The sequence below is a fragment of the Microcoleus sp. B6-A1 genome, from assembly GCF_036705085.1.
Classification (GTDB): domain Bacteria; phylum Cyanobacteriota; class Cyanobacteriia; order Cyanobacteriales; family Microcoleaceae; genus Microcoleus.
On sequence record NZ_JAUBTU010000004.1, the window covers coordinates 62,482 to 80,252 of the forward strand.

11 protein-coding genes and 1 tRNA gene are annotated in these 17,771 nt (G+C 47.8%); 7 read left to right on the forward strand and 5 right to left on the reverse strand.

Translation table 11 applies throughout. From position 1 onward, the window contains the following. Positions 1 to 310: 310 nt before the first annotated feature. The 4 genes from QUB11_RS02315 to QUB11_RS02330 all read right to left on the reverse strand — a co-directional run bounded on the left by QUB11_RS02315 (position 311) and on the right by QUB11_RS02330 (position 3,701). Positions 311 to 382 (reverse strand) — tRNA-Lys (locus tag QUB11_RS02315). Positions 383 to 450: 68 nt separating this feature from the next. Next, positions 451 to 1,320, reverse strand: a complete 870-nt coding sequence (locus tag QUB11_RS02320; RefSeq protein WP_445300847.1) for an aldose epimerase family protein — start codon at positions 1,318 to 1,320, stop codon at positions 451 to 453. A 134-nt stretch (positions 1,321 to 1,454) separates the two neighbouring features. After that, positions 1,455 to 3,533 (reverse strand): CapA family protein, encoded by a 2,079-nt coding sequence (locus QUB11_RS02325; RefSeq protein WP_333389596.1) that lies wholly within the window; start codon positions 3,531 to 3,533, stop codon positions 1,455 to 1,457. Positions 3,534 to 3,545: 12 nt separating this feature from the next. Continuing rightward, on the reverse strand, positions 3,546 to 3,701 hold the full coding sequence (locus QUB11_RS02330; RefSeq protein WP_158307982.1) for a hypothetical protein: 156 nt from the start codon (positions 3,699 to 3,701) through the stop codon (positions 3,546 to 3,548). Between the two features lie 833 nt (positions 3,702 to 4,534). On the opposite strand from QUB11_RS02330, the gene QUB11_RS02335 reads away from it, so the two are divergent. Further along, positions 4,535 to 4,846, forward strand: coding sequence for a DUF6679 family protein (locus QUB11_RS02335; RefSeq protein WP_006633466.1), 312 nt, complete (start codon positions 4,535 to 4,537; stop codon positions 4,844 to 4,846). Between the two features lie 322 nt (positions 4,847 to 5,168). On the opposite strand, the gene QUB11_RS02340 is transcribed toward QUB11_RS02335, so the two are convergent. Further along, on the reverse strand, positions 5,169 to 6,806 hold the full coding sequence (locus QUB11_RS02340; RefSeq protein ID WP_333389629.1) for an MBL fold metallo-hydrolase: 1,638 nt from the start codon (positions 6,804 to 6,806) through the stop codon (positions 5,169 to 5,171). Positions 6,807 to 8,291: 1,485 nt separating this feature from the next. On the opposite strand from QUB11_RS02340, the gene QUB11_RS02345 reads away from it, so the two are divergent. The 6 genes from QUB11_RS02345 (at position 8,292) to QUB11_RS02370 (ending at position 17,679) form a co-directional block, all read left to right on the forward strand. Next, the gene (locus tag QUB11_RS02345) at positions 8,292 to 9,728 is read left to right on the forward strand and encodes a transposase (RefSeq protein WP_333389631.1); all 1,437 of its coding nucleotides are present in this window, start codon (positions 8,292 to 8,294) and stop codon (positions 9,726 to 9,728) included. A 1,007-nt stretch (positions 9,729 to 10,735) separates the two neighbouring features. After that, a complete protein-coding gene (locus QUB11_RS02350; RefSeq protein ID WP_333389598.1) occupies positions 10,736 to 11,926 on the forward strand; it encodes a glycosyltransferase in 1,191 nt (396 codons plus the stop codon). Between the two features lie 74 nt (positions 11,927 to 12,000). Continuing rightward, the gene (locus QUB11_RS02355; protein WP_333389600.1) at positions 12,001 to 13,311 is read left to right on the forward strand and encodes a glycosyltransferase family 2 protein; all 1,311 of its coding nucleotides are present in this window, start codon (positions 12,001 to 12,003) and stop codon (positions 13,309 to 13,311) included. 256 nt (positions 13,312 to 13,567) lie between these two features. Beyond that, positions 13,568 to 14,818 carry a glycosyltransferase gene (locus tag QUB11_RS02360; protein ID WP_333389602.1) on the forward strand — a complete coding sequence of 417 codons (1,251 nt, stop codon included), beginning with the start codon at positions 13,568 to 13,570 and terminating at the stop codon, positions 14,816 to 14,818. Beyond that, entirely contained in the window at positions 14,815 to 15,606 is a 792-nt protein-coding gene (locus tag QUB11_RS02365) for an ABC transporter permease (protein WP_333389604.1), read from the forward strand. Before QUB11_RS02360 ends, QUB11_RS02365 begins: the two co-directional genes overlap by 4 nt. Further along, positions 15,607 to 17,679, forward strand: a complete 2,073-nt coding sequence (locus QUB11_RS02370) for a Wzt carbohydrate-binding domain-containing protein (RefSeq protein WP_333389606.1) — start codon at positions 15,607 to 15,609, stop codon at positions 17,677 to 17,679. Positions 17,680 to 17,771: the final 92 nt, after the last annotated feature.

Sequence of the window (17,771 nt, forward strand, 5' to 3'; positions counted from 1 at the left end):
CAACCAGCGGTCTGTTCTTTCCCCCTTTCTCTCGCAGTTGTCCGGGGCCAAGCATCTTACTGCTACTGTAGCCTGTTGTTTGCAGTCGAGTGGGTGGGTCGCAACCAGTTATATTTTACACGTTTTTTGTTACAGAAATAGGAACTTGTCGATCTTTTTCACAAGCCTTGCTTGGCTTATATCCCGACGCCCAATTGAGTACAATTACAGCGCGGGACTTACGCCAAAAGAGTTAAAAGTTCAAAAAACAAAATTTTGAGTTCCGAGCATTCAGCTCAAAACTCAAAATTCTTAACTCACAAATTTTTTATGGGTCGCCCGGGATTTGAACCCGAGACCAATCGGTTAAAAGCCGAATGCTCTACCGCTGAGCTAGCGACCCGCGAAAACATTGTTACCGCACACAATTTCTAATAGTAGCACCCCTCATTTGAAATAGCAAGTGTTTTGTTAAATAAAATTTGCAGTCATGCGAACCAGCATCTCGCAAGTCGCTCCCGGCGGCAAATAAATCAAGTGTTCGCCAGTGTTGAGGGCATTTCGAGGAGCAGTCCAAGGTTCCAAACAGTAAAAATCCTTGCCCTTCACCATCCAGAAAACCAACTTCCCATAGCTGGAGTTGTAACTCAGGGTCAGCCGCAAGCCGCTCGCCGCGTCAGTGACAGTAGCAGCCAGACCAGTGAGCTCGTCAAAGGAAACATCAATTTCATCCAGCGTCGGGTCAAAAACCCCAGTGAAGTAACCCTTGGAATGGGTGTTCTGATCTCTGTACTGCATCCCCGGAATCTCAAAGCGGAGCTTAGATTTGTCCGTAGCCAAAAAGTAGGGATGCAAACCACTAGAAAACGGCATGGGTTCGTCAGACAGATTGGTGTATCGCTGAAAAATTTCCAAAGAATTGCCTTTAATCTGATAAGTGAAGGCTAGTTGGAAATCAAAGGGATAAACAGCCAGCGTCTTGTCGCTGCTGTCGAGAATCAGCGTAATAGCGGCGCAACCCTCCGTAACTTGTTCACCTATTGTCCAAGGCAAGTCTCGAGCAAAGCCGTGCTGTTTGAGCTTACGCTCCACTCCCTTGTGGGTGTAAGTATTGTCGGGGAGATTGCTGCAGATGGGAAACAGGATGGGAATCCCGCCACGTACAGTTAGCTCGGGATTGGCGAACCGTTCCGCGTCCAAGTAGAAGATTTCTTTGCCTTCAACCAGCCAGCTAGTGGCAATACCGCCCCGTTCCGGCACAACTTCTAGAGTAGAGTTAGCGGTTTCGTCGGAGAGGATATAGGTTTTGTACTGCTTTTGCTTGAGCGCGATCGCAAACACATTTGTCATCGGTAGTAGGTCATTGATCATTGGTTGTCAGTAAATCGATCGTTAATAATTGGTCGCTGGTATGTTGATGTTCACCCATTACCGCCCCTATCCTCCCCCTGCATCCTCGCTCCGGCCCCCACCGGCTAACCAATGCTCCCAGCTATAGGAGGCAGGGCGATCCGCTGCTTGGAGCGGTTGCTGGTGGTAGCTGGAACGATCGCCGAGGCCGGCTGCTCTTTGAGTGCGACTTCAAAAGATACAGCCCGATTCGGGGGAAGATAGCTTTGGGGACTCGGCACTGCTCCTTGACTGGGAGATGGGGGCGAAATAAACGGCTCTTTGATGAATGGCTCTTTTGTAAACGGCTCTGGTTCCCGGCTGGGATTTTGAGGTTGAGTGGGGTAGATGCGCGGCGGCAAATTTTGATTCGGAGGCGGATTTGACTCAATTGCAGGCCCTGTCCCGTTCGGGAAAAATGAGGAGTTGTCCGGCTGTTGGGGCGCAGCCGGCAAAGCCGGCAAAATCAAAGTAGGTTTGGGTTGTCCGGGGCCTTGCTGAGTGCTTTCACCGTCGCTGGCCCCAGAACCTCGCCCAGGCTGGTATGTACCGCTCTTGGCTGCTCCTGGCAAGGTCGAATTTGGAGTTTTTGATGCCGCTCCTGGCTGAACTAGGGCATCGAGAACTACAGAAGATTGCATCGGTCGATCGAAAATACTAGAAATTTGCTCGACACGTTTGAGGATGCGATCGGCTGCGGATCCCTTCACCACCTTCGGCTGAAAATTTTTCACCTCCACAGGCAGAAACTCTACCTTCATATTCCTGTCTTTGAGCGATACTTTCAGGACTGCGGTATCGTAATCCCTGCGAGCATTGCCGCCGAATATAAAATTACCCAGCGAGTAAACTATGGGCCGGCCCTTGTAAATTTCTGCACCTTGCAGTACCTGGGGATGGTGTCCCACTACCAAATCAGCTCCTTGGTCGATCGTGAACCGAGCCAAATCAATCTGCCAGTCGCCCGGATAATCGGCCAATTCGACTCCCCAGTGGTAATTAACAATAATCCAGTCTACCTGACCCCTAAGAGCTCGAATATCCTCGGCCACGCGATTGTTACGGCGGGGGTTAGTGCCCGCTTTCCCTTGGTCAGCGACGTGAAGCTCGGCATCGTAATAACCGAGGTAGGCAATCCGCTGACCCTTAACTTCAATAATATCTGGACGCCTCGCTTCTTTAATATCTCTGCCGGCTCCCAGGTGTTGAATCCCACTATTATCTAGAGTATTCATCGTCTCCACCAGCCCCGGTTCCTCGTAATCCATAACGCGGCTATTTGCCAGATTGACAATATCCACTCCTCCGGCTGTTAATACTTTCACCGATTCTGGATCGGCTTTAAAATTTAATTGTTTTTTGCCAGACCCCAATGTAGAGCGAGTCAGGGAGTTTTCTAGGTTAACCATCGCCACATCTGCTTGCCGGTACTCGTCCATATTGGCGAAAGCCCATTGGTGATCGTTGGCAGCAGATGCTCCGAGCGCATCCGATAGATTCACATTTCCTCCGAACATCAGCGTTACTGTTGGGTCGTAAGGATTAGCAACTTGCTTTTGCTGTACTACTGGTACCACTTCTAAGGCCGCTTGCACGGTATCCGCACGTTTTGGAGGCGGCCCCGACATTACCCCAGTTTGCTGGTACCCGGATACTGGGGCTACTGACCGCAGGGTCACAGCTTCGTGGTAGCTGACCCAACACCCTAAAATAAATGAGGCAAATGCCGATCCCACTAGCAGCAGAGAACGATACGTTTTAAATTTAACCCAATCGACGGCCGGTAGGGAACGGTAACGCCGTCGCTGGCGGTTTGCCGGAGTCACAATTCGCACTGACTGTTTCCAGAGAATGTCTGCATCCCCAGCCAAGCGCGCGTGAATTCGCACTCCTTCTACTGCTGGCGAGTTCAGTCTCCAGAGTTGGTGGCAAATAAATTTGACTAAGCCTTCCCGGAGAGTGCTCCCGAGTAATGTAGTATCTGGCGCAAATTCGCGCTGGAATTCTACGAGGATTTGGACGCAGCCGGCCTGAGCCTGTTCGACGCGGGCATAAATCCCTTCGGGCCGCAGCAAGCTGTCAATCCAGTAATTTAGGGCTTGAAAGTTGCCCGATCGCGCTAGCTCCAAGATAGACGGCTGCGACCAATTTTCTGCGTACACCATCAATTAGCCTCCTTAATACGCACGAGCGATGACTCCAATTTGTTTTGAACGGAACCGCAATTCTTTTAGCTTAACCGCCACAGGTTCCGCTGCCCGTTTTGAAGCTAGTTGTTGGCCGCCACCATTTTCTACATTTAGGGGCTGCCTGCTGTCAGTGATTTTTATCACACTCCGAGCAATGGATTTTAGATTTTAGATTTTAGATTTTAGATTGAGCCTTGACGGCGTTAGTGGACGATCAAACAAACGTCGCAACAAAAGGTTTATGGGGGACTTGAGGCAGAAAAGAGGGAGATATCTGAGGCAGAGTCTGTTTTTATTGTCGCTGTTTGAGTGTCGCTTTAGAGCTTTCGCTTTGAAATTAGAGATTGGAGATTGAGCCTTGAGGGCGTTAGTGGGCGATCGATTTTAAATTTTAGATTTTAGATTTTAGATTTTAGATTTAGTTCACAGAGGGTACTGGGGGCTAGAAATAACCTCCAAACAAGAGGTTTCTGGGGGAATTGAGACATAAGAGAGCGAGATATCTGAGGCAGAGTCTGTTTTTATTGTCGCTGTTTGAGTGTCGCTTTAGAGCTTTCGTTTCGAGATTTGAGATTTGAGATTGAGCCTTGACGGCGTTAGTGGGCGATCGAACAAACGTCGAAACACTCTTGTTTATGGGGGACTTGAGGCATAAGAGAGCGAGATTTTTGAGGCAGAGTCTGTTGTTATTGTCGCTGTTAATCGCCTGCCGTCGTCAACTCCTAATGCTTCGATCTATGCTGGCAAATGCCTCTCACGAGGGATGCCACTGACTGCAAAACCTGTAATTGGATAAATGGCGTACTAGATAGATTTGGTGGTAAAATCGAATTTGGTAACTCCCATCGGTACAAAAGTTGCGGAAAACGTGAAACTGGCCAGTCCATACGGCTGTGCCTTCCGATGTAAAACCCAAAGTACGTTACGGTAAACAGACCATATTTTAAGCAAGTTACACTGCGCAGGAGAACTGACAAATGCTACAGCGCAAAATCTATCAACTCTGTTGTGATGGTCGTGAGGTTTCTATTTTTCTTCGAGATCAGCAACGTTGGATAGAGCGCGCTCGTATCCTAGATATTGAAGGGGATCTAGTCACGCTGCGCTACGAAACCGACGAAGAAGACGAAATCAGCTCCTGGGAAGAAATGGTGCGTCTCGAAAGTATTGGAGCTGTGTCCCAGAAGTTGGCTTCGGTATCCCGAACTAACTGCGAACCCCTAGTTTCTGACGATTGTCCCGAAGCCGAACAAATTCGCAATCACTACCCGGACTCGAATTTGGAATAGTTTTGAGCTCGCGCTTGAGGCACAAGGAAAACTTGGGGGAAAAGAAAACGACTTTTCTCCCTTTTTTGTGGAGAAATTATGGAAAAAACCCGGTTTAGGCCAAACATATTCTGGGTTGTGACCACATAAGCTATTTTGCCTTTAAATTTAAGCTTGATGGCGGAATCTCCTGCCCACCTCACAAGAGCGTAAGTACACAGTAGTTTAAAAATTCAATACGCGACAGTTTACCCCTGCTTAAACCGGGTTTTTTGTCGGGGTGCGTCGAGGACTGTTCTTTTGTTTTCTTTGCCTGCAGGCTGGTTTAGAGGTGCCAGACAGCTTATTCGCCGTCTGTTTCGCCATCTTCTAGGAAAAGTTCCGACTCCGGTATCGCTTTAAACACCGGACAGAAACCGTCGGGGGTTACTTTAAAGCCAAACAAAGCACTGGACTGGTTCCAACAGCGCTGACTGCGGTAGTGCTGGCAATTGCCGCAGCATTCGAGGTTTGCCTGAACGGCGCTGCCTTGAAAAAGGAGTTCCCGCTGGGAGATGCCCCGCAGTACCAGTTCTTCGCCTTGCCAGCGCGCTTCTACCAAACCGGTATCGGCAAAATTGGCCCACCGAGGATCGGCTGTAATCGGACTCGGCAAGCTAATTGCTACCTCTGTCCCCAATTCGCTGAGTTCTCCCTCATAGTTAGTTTCTGGGATAGCGGGCTGCAAAAACATTTCCCCGATCGGCAATTCGACAAGTGTTCCTGCCGCCGGAGTGTGCAACTGGTAGCGGTTTCGCAGCTCGTCCAAGTTAGCCAAGTCAGCCAAATATGCAGGGGAACCGTGGAGTAAAATTACGTGCTGGGGGCGCAAATTGTGGATGAGTTGGGTAGTCCCCGGCCCGTCGCAGTGTTCGGCTAGCAGATAAGTTTCGACACTTGTGACTCCAAATTGGGGCCTGTTGCCTAGCCAGTCGCTGACGGGATATCCGGGTTTTTGAGGGGCGAGCAAAATCCAAGGATTTGTGCCATCGGCAACATACAAACCCAAATCAGCTAACTTGTCTGTAATTACAATACAGGGCGTGGCTCCCAATCCGGGGCGTTGTTCGGCAGAGAGCCGGCGGACGCGGGGTTTCACCCTTTCGTCCCAAAACAAAGGTTGGTGCAGAGCAAAATTTTGGACGGCGGTGGGAAATTGGGGTAACAGTTCCAGATAAGCGTCGCACCCGTCGGCGACAGTGCCGTCTACCCAAATATCCAAGTCGCGGCCAGTGAAGTAGTGGTGGCTGCGGAGCAGCATCAGCAGTTCTTGACCCAAACCAAGGGCCGGCGCGGGCAGCAGTACGGAGTACCCGTCGGCGATGGCGCGGTGGATGCGATCGGCTAACTGATTTTCTAGCTGTCGGCGGTGAGGGTGGCGCGCCGTGCCGTAACTGCCTTCCAAAATTAACACATCCGGCTTCATGCCCCTGAGTTCTCCCAGGGGCAAACCTTCCACCAAACGAGAATTGGACAGGAAAAAGTCGCCGGTGTAAACCACTGTGTAGGTGCGGTGCGGGGCGGCATAAGTCAGCAGCACAGTCGCCGCTCCGGGCAAATGACCCGACGGGAACAACTGCACGCTCAGTCCAGGGCGCACTTCGAGCGGCGACTGCCAGGGCAGTCCCTGACAGAACCGGGACTCTGGCTGTTGAGCCAGTTCTGGCCAGTTGAGCGGTAGCAGTCGCGCTGTCACTTCGCTGGCGTAAATTGGCAAGTGGGGGAAAGATTGATGGAGTGCTAGCAAACCTCTGGCATGATCGGAGTGGGCGTGGGTACACACCACAAAATCGGCTGGCAGCGATCGATTTAGTGTCGCTGACAGCGGTGCAATATCCTCTATACCGCAGTCGAGTAAAATGCGGTGCGGCCCCATTCGGACTAGCAGACAGACCCCTTCCTGTGCGTGGCCTGCGCCGTAAGGTAAACAATCGAGATCCATCACTGCGGTTAGCTCCCTGCTTTGCACGCAACTTGCAGTATCGCCACATTTAAACATTGGTTGCGACTGCATTCATTCGATCGAGTTCAGTCTCGGACGCAGAAACCGGGTTTGATGAACGAAAACACTTTGTTGCCGCCCTCGCTCCCGGTAAAAAAACCCGGTTTATCTAAAGTTGTGGTGCGTAAGCCCTGGAGTTAAATGTTTGCTCCAAGGCTCCGGCTCTCGTGCAAGGAAAGTAATTGCACTTAAGATTTGATGCAGCGCCAAGAAAGCGATTTTCCGAAGGCATTGGCCGGACGGGCATTCGGCCTTCGACAAAGTTCATGCTACTGGTTCTGGCATCAAAAGTTACATTTTATTGCACCATGTAAGAGTAGTGAACTCGATCTCATATTCTGAGTTTTAAACCTTTTTTCACAATTTGCGCCTGCTAAAAGCTAGTCTTTTTTATGAGAAGATTTTAATTCAGATGGCCAAAGATCTTGATAAAACTTTACAATTCTTCATTTTTAGGGGTGAGGGCGGTGTATAGTCCAATCAGAAAAACGGAGAACCAGCATCGTGCTAGCTAACTCCTTTTGTCAGGGCAGAGAGAGACTTTATGAGTGTGATCGCTTTCTTTGTAAAAGTTTGATACATTCTTCTAAGCAAACCTTGTGGCTATCGAGGAGAGAGTTTAAATGGCTTTTTGACCCCGCCCAAAAACGGATATAAGTTTCCGACAGGAATCGCCCGCAGCCCAAAGTTTTAGACTCTTGTTCAAGCTCCAGATTCATCTGTAGAGTAAATCTCAAATCGTTCGACTGAGGGCGACTCGACGGCTCACCCAACGTCTCGCCGAAGTCTCAAAACTCAAATCTAAAATCGGCTGACTGCCCCATAATAGGTTTGTTTACTCCGCTCCTTGACTAGGGGACAAAACGATGTGTTTTTTTGTTTTACCCCAAACATAGCCAGATCAATCCCCCGACAATGGAGGATATTTATTCTGTACAAATCCCACTAACTTGCCACAAATAATCTCAGGTCTATGAGTCTCCAACCAGTCGGTAATCTTCGGTTTTTTATCATTTGGGTATTTTTTGGGGTGGGGGTTTTTGAGTTGTTTGTCAGCTAAGCCGTGGTGGCTTAAACAGAGTGTAATAGCTGGGTTTTAACTAACAGCCGGGAAGTCCCGGGCGTATATTTAGAGGGGATGTATCGGAGTGCTTGCACGGAGTACCCCGAATAAATTACCGAGCGTGATGTCCAGAAGCGTCGGTCGTCGCGGACGAAGACCGACAATTATACACCGGGAACACATGACTGCTAATATACCTCATAATTGTTGAAAAAATTTTTAACTCTCGCAGGAAATCTGTTTCCAGATTAACAACTTGCAACAGACTTATATTGTTTACGAATTTTGATTATTTCTTGTTATCAGTATTGCAATTGTGAGAGACGCCAACTATACTATGAAAAGGTCGAAAAAGGAAGTTTCTGAGGCAGCTAACTTACAAATACCGCCTTAAACCCACAAAAGCTCAACTAACAACCATTACAACACACCTAGAGCTTTGCCGTAGGCAATACAACTACCGACTAAGTGAAAGATTTAGATGGTGGGAGTCAACGAGAACGCCTATTAACGCTTGCCCTCTGACTGCATCCATAGTTCCTATTGAGGAAATCTATCAAAATATCCCTTTGATCAGGGTACAAACTAGAGATGGCAGAAAAAAAGATGAATTGGGTAATCCTTTAACGAAAAAGGGTGATATTTTCTCAAACGTTGAAGGCGGTTATGTGCAATGGCAAACCATACAGTTAGCTGACTTAAAAAATACCAAGAAGCTATTGCCTGATTATAAAAGCCTAGATTCTCAGGTTTTGCAGGATGTGGTTAACCGAGTGGAAACTTCCTTTTCAAATTTTACAACACCAGATAAAAACGGTAATCGTAGAGGTAAACCAAGATTCAAAGATTTCCCTTACTACAAATCTTTTACTTACCCTCAATTAGATAATCTCGATATTATCAAGGATGAGCAAAATAGGATTTGTATTGACCTCAAAAAAATAGGTCAAGTCCCGATGGTTTTTCATCGTCCAATACCGACAGGTTTCAAGGTTAAGACCGGAACGGTTATCAAAGAAGCAGATGGGTGGTATATTTCCCTAACGCTAGAACATAAAACGGTTCCCGTAACGGTTGCAGAAATTCAACCGACCGAAGAAAACAGTCTCGGTATTGACTTGGGAATCACCAATTATGTCTATCTTTCCACGGGCGATAGAATCGAAAACCCTAGGTTCTTAAGGAAATATGCTGAGAAATTAGCAAGAGTTCAAGCGAAGCTAGTTAATAGGGTTAAGGGTTCTAAACCTTGGCAGAGCATCAAGAGTAAGATTTCTAGGCTTCATCAATTTGTAGCCAGGGCGAGACGTGATTTTCAGTTCAAAACAGCACACGAACTATTTGGTGAATGTGATGTTTTAATAATTGAAGATTTGAGCATTAGGAATCTGACTAGACGCGCCCTGCCTAAGACTGATATTGAGAATGGCAATTGGGTTTATTTGCCAAACGGTCAATCAGCTAAAAGTGGTTTGAATAAATCAATGCTTGATGCGGCTCACGGTCAATTTGCTACTGTCCTCAAATATGTTGCTGGGAAATTGGGCAAAAGCGTTTTATTTGTTGACCCCAAGGGGACTTCTCAACACTGCTGGAATTGCCTCAATAAAGTACCTAAAGAACTGTCGGAGCGATGGCATTCCTGTCAATGCGGAGAATCTTTAGATCGAGATGAAAATTCAGCCAAACTTATCAAAAAGATTGGACTAAATTACGAAAGTGGCGGGGGAACTTCGTCACTCAAAAAAGCCTTTGCGAAAAAGGAAAAAGAAGCCTGCGGTCTAACTGTACCCAGTTGACCGTCAGGTTTGTTCACGTCAAACATCACATCGTAGTTCTCGAAGAGTATCGTTGGAGTTGTGCTAGATTCCAGTTTTTTGACTGCCGTCAGCAAATGACTGCTGCGCTTTGCACAGATTCTAGATAACTGGCTGAGCGTCGTCGTTCTGCCAATTTTAACCTAGAGATACCAGTAGTTTCTAGAGCTTAGTTTATTAACGAATGAAGGATGAACTGACTTGTTTAGCCTGCTGAATCTCGGTATTTATAGCCTTTATTAAACATTATAAGTGAATAATATTGCTTCAATTAACGTGCTATGAATGGGACTATATCAACTCATTTATTTCGATTAAATAAGTAGGTAAAAATATAGCTAATGTGGGTCGAGGGTAGAACTAAGAAAGTGTGTTGTATAGGATGTATCCTTAGCTCAAATGAGCAACAGAAGACGTAAAAGGTATTTGTTTAGGCACAATTTTACCTATTATTTATTTTAGTTTTAAAAAAATAGTGTTTAAGGGGCTGCATCTATATTCTAACAAAGGGCTTGGGATTGTTATAGAATAATTACTAATTGCGAAAGTTTTAAGGGCGAGAGTGTTTAATTGTTTGGTATGTTTTAGAGAATAGTACCCGATCGCAATTAAAGCTGAAATGAGGGGCGATCGCACAAACCGGGTTTTATCAAAAAATCGGGTTTTTAGATTTGGTATTAATGGGGAGACTGGGGATGGCGCAGACGGCCAATAACGCCTGCAATTGACACGGGCATCGAGGTGCGAAGGTTTTCGCTAAAAAATATTATGTAGGAAAAAAACTTGACATCAGCGGGTCATCGAAAGTAAAAATAAATAATAGCCATAACAAAATGAGGCTTTATGTTTGATTCGCGATCGCGAATCTCGGCAAGTATGGCATTGAGAAGTTGCTATCCCCTAAAACAATTTCTGCTAAAATACATCCGGTAATATACGGAGTATCTAGGATTTTTTCGCAATCTAAAATCTAAAATCTAAAATCTAAAATGGCAACAGCTATTCTTGAGCTGGAAATCTCCAAACTCCCGCCAGAAATTACGGTTGAGGAGCGTTACAGCAAAGCCTTGGTTTTAATTCGACTGCACGGAAAACCGATCGGCCAAGCTCTATTGTCGCTCGTCGGAGGTCGCGCCGACGGCTCCCAATTGCGGGAAACACTGATGAAAGCTGCGGGGGACAACTTGTGGAAAAATTGGCTCTACGATACCCTCGCATGGGACGAACGCGGGCCTGTGCAGGCAATGCCGATCGCCACAGTAGCAGTTTGCACGCGCGATCGCCCGGAAGATTTGCGGCGCACTCTTGACGCGCTGATGCAGCTCCCAGACGAGGGTCAGGAATACTTAGTAATTGACAATTGTCCCAGCACGGACGCTACCAAGGAACTAATCAAAAATTACCCACAAGTCCGCTATGTGCGCGAAGACGTACCAGGCTCCAGCGCTGCCCGTAACCGAGCTTTACGCGAAGCTAAACACGAATTCGTAGCGTTTACAGATGACGATGCTGCCCCCGATCCGAACTGGCTGCGATCGCTCTTGTGGAATTTTAGCGATCCGCGAGTTATGTGCGTCACGGGGCTGGTGATGCCCTTGGAACTGGAAACCGAAGCGCAAGAATGGTTTGAGTGGTACAGCCCCCACGGGCGGGGATTTGAGCGCCGAGTTTTTGATGGGGCGCAGTGCAATCCTCTGATTGTGCATCTTGTGGGAGTTTCGGCGAGTATGGCTTTGCGGAAAAGTTCGATCGACTACATTGGCCTGTTTGACGAAGCTTTGGGGGCGGGAACACCCACGGTGGGTGGCGAAGACTGTGAACTCTTTGCCCGCATTTTGCGCGCGGGCTACTGCATTGTCTACGAGCCGAGAGCATTGAGCTGGCACCGCCATCGCCGCACTTGGGAAGAATTGCAAAAAACGCTCCGAGGCTACGGAATCGGAGTCTATGCTTTCTGGACGCGGCTGTTTGTAATCAACAGAGAATTCAGTGTGCCTCTATTAGCTTGGGGATGGCTGCGGTATAAGCAAATTCCTGAATTTATTGCTTCTTTGCGAAAGCAACCGGATGCGGTTCCGAGGGATTTGCTGTGGGCTCAATTCAGGGGCTGCATTAGCGGGCCGAGGGCTTATTTTGCTTCTCGGAAGTTGTTACAAAAAATTAAGGGGAGCAATGAATAGGGATTTTTAGATTATTTTTAACGGCAGAAGAAGGGAGATGAAATGCAGATGAAGTTAATTGTTGTAATGTAAATATGGAAAATCTAACAGTTAGCATAATTATTCCTAGCCACAATCGAAGTTCTTCGCTGCGGCGCGCTCTTGATGCTTTGCACTCGCAGACTTATCCGATCGACCTGATGGAAATTATTGTAGTGGCAGATAGCTGCATTGACGATACTTTGGCAATGCTACAAGACTACAAACCTCAGTTTAAACTGCAGGTGATCGAGGTAAATTGCCGGAGTGCTGCCATCGCCCGCAATACGGGAGCGGCTTCGGCTACCGGGAAATTGCTGCTGTTTCTCGACGACGATATCGAAGCGCTGCCACCTTTGGTGGAAAGCCATGCGCGGGTTCACTCTTTGCGTCCGGGAGCGGCTGTCATGGGCCCCTATCCGCCTAAGTTGCACGGAGGAACTACGTTTTTTGACGTGGAAGTGCGCTCGTGGTGGGAAGAGAAGTTTTATCAGATGAGCCAACCCGATCACCGATTTACTTATCTAGATTTGCTCAGCGGCAACCTTTCTTTGGATGCAGAACTGTTTGCTCGTGTCGATGGGTTTGATTCGGCTTTTGGGAACTGCGGCGGAGAAGATTACGAGTTTGGGATGCGTTTGCTGAAAGCTGGTGTACCTTTTGCTGTAGCGGAGGATGCTGTGGGCTATCATTACGAACACGAAACTAATAATCTCGATCGCTCTTTTGGCCGATGTCGTCAGGAAGGGCGATCTGATGTTTTAATCGGCCGCCGACACCCCGAACTCAGACCGACGCTGCAAATAAAAGACTACGAAACTCCTGCTTTTTTGGTAGACAAGATTGTGGTGGCGATCGCGTTTTTCTGGCCGGCGGTTCTGGATTGGCTGGCTGTAGGAGTCAGGAAATCTCTGGATTTGCTGGAAAGCTTGGGGATGCGGGGAACTTGGCGGTGGTTGCGGGCAAAATTGCGCGGTTATTGGTATTTGCGGGGTGTGATTGATGAGCTAAAAAGTCGCTCTGCTATTTCTAGTTTTATGCAAGGAGGCCCGGCCCGTGCTGATTTGGGCGGATATGAAATTAACATTGATTTGCAGCAAGGTTGGGAAGTGGCAGAAAGTCTGCTGGATGCGGAACGACCTGCTGGGGTTTACCTGTATTACGACCAACTAGCAGTCGGCCATATTTTTCCGCAAGCAGGCGCGGAACCGCTGCGAGGCGCTCACTTGCGATCGATTCTGGCGCTTCACTTTGCTCAACCGCTGGCTGGGGCGATCGCGGTTAACGGTATGCCCCGCACTGCTGAAACGCTTGAAGAAAAACCTTTAGTTGCTTTTGAAAGTTACGAGTTAGCAATTAAGAGCTAAGTAAATAGGTACAAATAAAGATTACATGATTCGGCCAGGTGAGTGCCTTCATCTTCTCGCTTATATCTGGTTATGCTTAGCTAAACTAGCCTCTAGAAGATTTTTTTTTCGTTCATATCTACTGAATTCGGGGAAGTGAAGCCAAAAACTCAAACCTCAAAAGTTGGGAAATTGGAAAGTTGCGACCCCAAAGTTAAAAGTCCCAAGTCAAAAGTTTTCTATCTAGTGCCCGCTGCAAAATTTTCAGGAGCAAGTTATGGCAATAAAAGTGATGGAGATTGAGTTTACCGAACAGATTAATCCGATTAGGCAACTCGAACAATACGAAGGAGTTCGCATTTTAGTTCGCTACCGGGGACGGCTTCTGGGCTGGGCTTCTGTTAGTAACAATCCCTGGGAACAAACAATTTCCGCTGAGCGAGTGCGACAAACAATTGTGGATCAGTTAGGAAAAGAGTTGGTGCGATCGACTTTAGGAGAGCAGTTCGGCGCTGTTTCTCAAGCAGTGGCGGATCGCTACCTGCCGTCAATTAGCGTTGTCATCTGCACGCGCGATCGCACAGATTTGCTCAAAGGCGCTCTGGAAGCTCTGCTCGCCCTCGACTATCCGCACCGCGAAATTATCGTTATAGACAACGCTCCTGCAACCAGCAGCACCGCTGAATTAGTCGCGCGATTACCGGTACGCTACGTCAAGGAAGAACGGCCCGGATTGGACTGGGCGCGCAATCGCGGGATCGCGGAAGCGCGGCATGAGATTATTGCTTTTACTGACGACGACGTGCGGCCCGATCGCCGTTGGCTGCGGGGTATTGCTGCGGCGTTTGCTGACCCAGAAATTATGGCAGTTAGCGGTTTAGTCGCGCCGGCGGAACTAGAAACAGAGGCTCAAATTCAATTTGAACTCCGCTACGGGGGAATGCTGCAATACCTCGACAGTTTTAAATTTGATGGTAGCAAGCTCTCGACGCGGGAGTTGCTGTGGGCGAGCAAATACGGGGTGGGGGCGAATATGGCTTTCCGGCGGCAAGTTTTCGAGGCTGTGGGCAATTTTGACGTTGCTCTCGATGTGGGTACTGCGACTTGCGGTGCTGGGGATATTGAGATGTTTCATCGGATTCTGGCGAAGGGATACTCGACTTTTTATGAGCCGAGAGCTTTTGTGTGGCATCGCCACAGACGCAGCGCCGAGGCTTTGAGCCGGCAGTTACAGGACAACGGGCGCAGCTTTGGGGCTTTTTTACTGACGTGCGATCGCAACCGCACTGTGCCGCGCTGGGAAATTTGGAAATTTGCTATGTTTCAGTGGCTTGGTTGGTGGCTGGTGCGCCGCTTGGGGGTTCCGGGTTTGCTGCCGCGCAAGTTGGTAGTCAGCGAGTTGCTGGGAGCTCTCGACAGTCCTTTTGCTTACAGAAAAGCGCAGTTGCAGGCGCAGCAGTTAGCTGAGATTGAGCCGGAAGAGCAGCTACAGTCGGAACCTGAGCAAGTCGCCGGAGGTGTGCGATGAGAAGTGTTCCAAGGGTGGGTTACAGGCGCAAAATCGCTCATTTCTTCGATTTGCTGCGGGTGTTGGTTGATCGCGATATAAAATTACTTTACAAGCGATCGACTTTGGGGATTGCTTGGACTTTAATCAATCCGCTGTTGCAGTTAGCTGTATTTTCATTTGTATTTCGTTCTGTTATACCGATTAACGTTCCGAAATTTTCTTCCTTTGCTTTCAGCGGTTTGTTAATCTGGAGTTGGTCTCAAACCGCATTATTTCAAGCAACGGGATTAATTACCAACAATAAAGCGCTAATCAGACAGCCTAATTTTCCCACGGCAATTTTGCCGGTAGTCACGACTATGACGGGGCTAATTCACTTTCTGTTAGCTTTGCCGGTGTTAATTATCTTTCTGGCACTTGATGGAGTTCCGCCGAGTGCAGTGCTGTTTGTGTTGCCGCTGCTGATGGCTATTCAGTTTATTTTGACTGTCAGTTTGGCCTACCCCCTCGCCGCTTTGAATGTCACTTTTCGCGATACTCAGCACACTTTGGGCGTAGTTTTGCAGATGCTGTTTTACCTGACTCCGATTTTCTACGACCTCAACAGCGTACCGAAACAATTTCAGCCTCTTTATCAGTTAAATCCTATGGTGCCACTGCTGGGAGCTTACCGCGCCATACTGCTCAAAGGTACGCAGCCGGATTGGCTGGCGCTGTTAATTCTTAGCTTGGTTGTGGCTGCTCTTTTGCCGATCGGACTGGGAATTTTTAGACGGCAAAGCAATACTTTTGTGGAGGAATTGTAAATGCGTCAAGCTATTGTGGTCAAGGGTTTGGGGAAACGTTTCAACCGCTACTCTGCCGATCGACCTTATACGATTATGCAGGCCGCTTTGGCGGGTTTTCGGCGGATGAAACCGCAGGCGACTTTTTGGGCCCTGCGGGATATCAATTTCACTGTTTCTCCCGGCGAAATGCTGGGAATTCTCGGCAAGAATGGCGCGGGAAAATCGACGCTGCTGCAACTTGTTGGCGGTATCGGCCATGCTCAAGAAGGAACTATTGAAGTTAATGGCAGAATTGGTGGTTTGTTGGATTTGGGTGCGGGTTTTCACTGGGATTTAACGGGCAGAGAAAATGTGTTTGTGGGTGCGGTGGTGGCCGGTTTGACTCGTCGGGAAGCGGCCCGCAGGTTTGATGATATTGTTGAATTTGCGGAATTGCAACAGTTTATTGATAGTCCGCTGCGGACTTACAGTACCGGGATGCAAATGCGGCTGGCTTTTTCGGTGGCGGTACACACCGATCCAGAAGTGCTGTTAGTTGATGAACATTTGTCGGTTGGTGATGTGGCTTTTCAAAATAAATGTTTGAACAGAATCACGGAGTTTAAGAATCAAGGATGCGCGATTGTTTTGATTTCTCACAACGCGGCGCAAATTCATAAACTGTGCGATCGGGCTTTGTGGCTGAAATCAGGTGAAATCGTGGCTTACGGGGAACCAGAAGTGGTAGTCGGTCAGTATTTGTCGGAAATGCGCCCAGCAACCGAAAAACGCACTCCCATGCGTCCTCCTGAAGTGACGAGTACGGGTTCGCAACTGCGAATTAATGACAATCGATTCGGTTCTTTAGAAGTAGAAATTACGGATGTTAAAGTGTTGCCGGATGAGGAGATAAACAGTGGTGATCCTATTACTGTGGAAATTAATTATTCTGCCACGAAGCCAATTTCGGCTGCTATTTTTGGCGTGACAATCAGCCGGGAAGACGGTCAAAGTTGTTTTGAGACTAATACTAATCAAATGGGCAGATTGCTGCCACTGGCGGAAGGTAAAGGCACAATCCGCCTGCACGTAGACAGGTTGGATTTAGGCAATGGTCAGTATTACGTGAATGCTGGGGTTTACGAGAAGAGTTTGGCTTACGCCTATGATTATCATTGGCACCTTTATCCGCTGTACGTGCGATCGACTGTAAGCCAAAAAACGATTCTTTGTCCGCCCTACCGCTGGGAATTTGATGGCAAAATGCAGGTGGCGGATTTACCAGAACCAGCCGAGAAAGTTCACGCATTGAATAATGATAATCCCGCCTATGCCAAAATTTCGGATCAGTTGAAAAATAAGCAGGAACCAGATTTTTTAATTATTGGCGCTCAAAAGTGTGGCACGGAACCTCTCTCCGGCTATCTCGCAAATCACTTGCAAATTCTCAAAGAAGGTTCCCGCGAAATTCACTTTTTTGATTTGAATTTTGAGCGGGGCGTTGATTGGTACAGCAAGCAGTTGACTCGCAGTGTGGCGGGTGAAAAGGTGTTGCTGTGGGAGATGACTGCTTACTATATTTATCATCCGTTAGTGGCAGAGCGGGTTTACAAGTGCTTCCCGGATGTTAAGCTAATTGTAATGCTGCGAAACCCGGTAAAACGAGCTTGGCTGCACTATCATTTAGAAGTGGCGCTCGGCTGCGAAAAGCTGGATTTTGAAAAGGCGATCGCTTCCGAGCCCGATCGCCTAAAAGGTGAAATTGAAAACATCAAAGCCGATCGCAGTTATTATAGTTTCAACCACCAACATTATTCTTATTTATCGCAAGGAATTTATGTTGAACAAATCAAGAATTGGCTCGATTATTTTCCGAGAGAACAGTTGCTAATTCTCAAAAGCGAAGATTTTGAGGCACATACCGACAAAGTTTTTTCCGAGGTGTTAGATTTCTTGGAGATTAGTGCGATCGCAAGTAAAGAATATGAGATTAATACGATCGAGCAATACAGCCAAATACCACCAGCAATCGAACAACAACTGAGAGATTATTTCAAGCCTTACAATCAGGAACTTTCGGATTTGTTAAAACAGGATTTTACTTGGAGTTAGGAAAAGAGTTTTTAACCGCAGACATGGCACAGAGGAACAGGAATCCTACCTCTTTATTCTCTCCCTCTGTGCCCTCTGCGCTCTCTGCGGTT

Coding starts and splice junctions, on each gene's coding strand:
- QUB11_RS02335 (WP_006633466.1), top strand. CDS start 4,535: ATGCTACAGCGCAAAATCTATCAACTCTGTTGTGATGGTCGTGAGGTT.
- QUB11_RS02350 (WP_333389598.1), top strand. CDS start 10,736: ATGGCAACAGCTATTCTTGAGCTGGAAATCTCCAAACTCCCGCCAGAA.
- QUB11_RS02340 (WP_333389629.1), bottom strand. CDS start 6,806: ATGGATCTCGATTGTTTACCTTACGGCGCAGGCCACGCACAGGAAGGG.
- QUB11_RS02355 (WP_333389600.1), top strand. CDS start 12,001: ATGGAAAATCTAACAGTTAGCATAATTATTCCTAGCCACAATCGAAGT.
- QUB11_RS02365 (WP_333389604.1), top strand. CDS start 14,815: ATGAGAAGTGTTCCAAGGGTGGGTTACAGGCGCAAAATCGCTCATTTC.
- QUB11_RS02370 (WP_333389606.1), top strand. CDS start 15,607: ATGCGTCAAGCTATTGTGGTCAAGGGTTTGGGGAAACGTTTCAACCGC.
- QUB11_RS02360 (WP_333389602.1), top strand. CDS start 13,568: ATGGCAATAAAAGTGATGGAGATTGAGTTTACCGAACAGATTAATCCG.
- QUB11_RS02325 (WP_333389596.1), bottom strand. CDS start 3,533: ATGGTGTACGCAGAAAATTGGTCGCAGCCGTCTATCTTGGAGCTAGCG.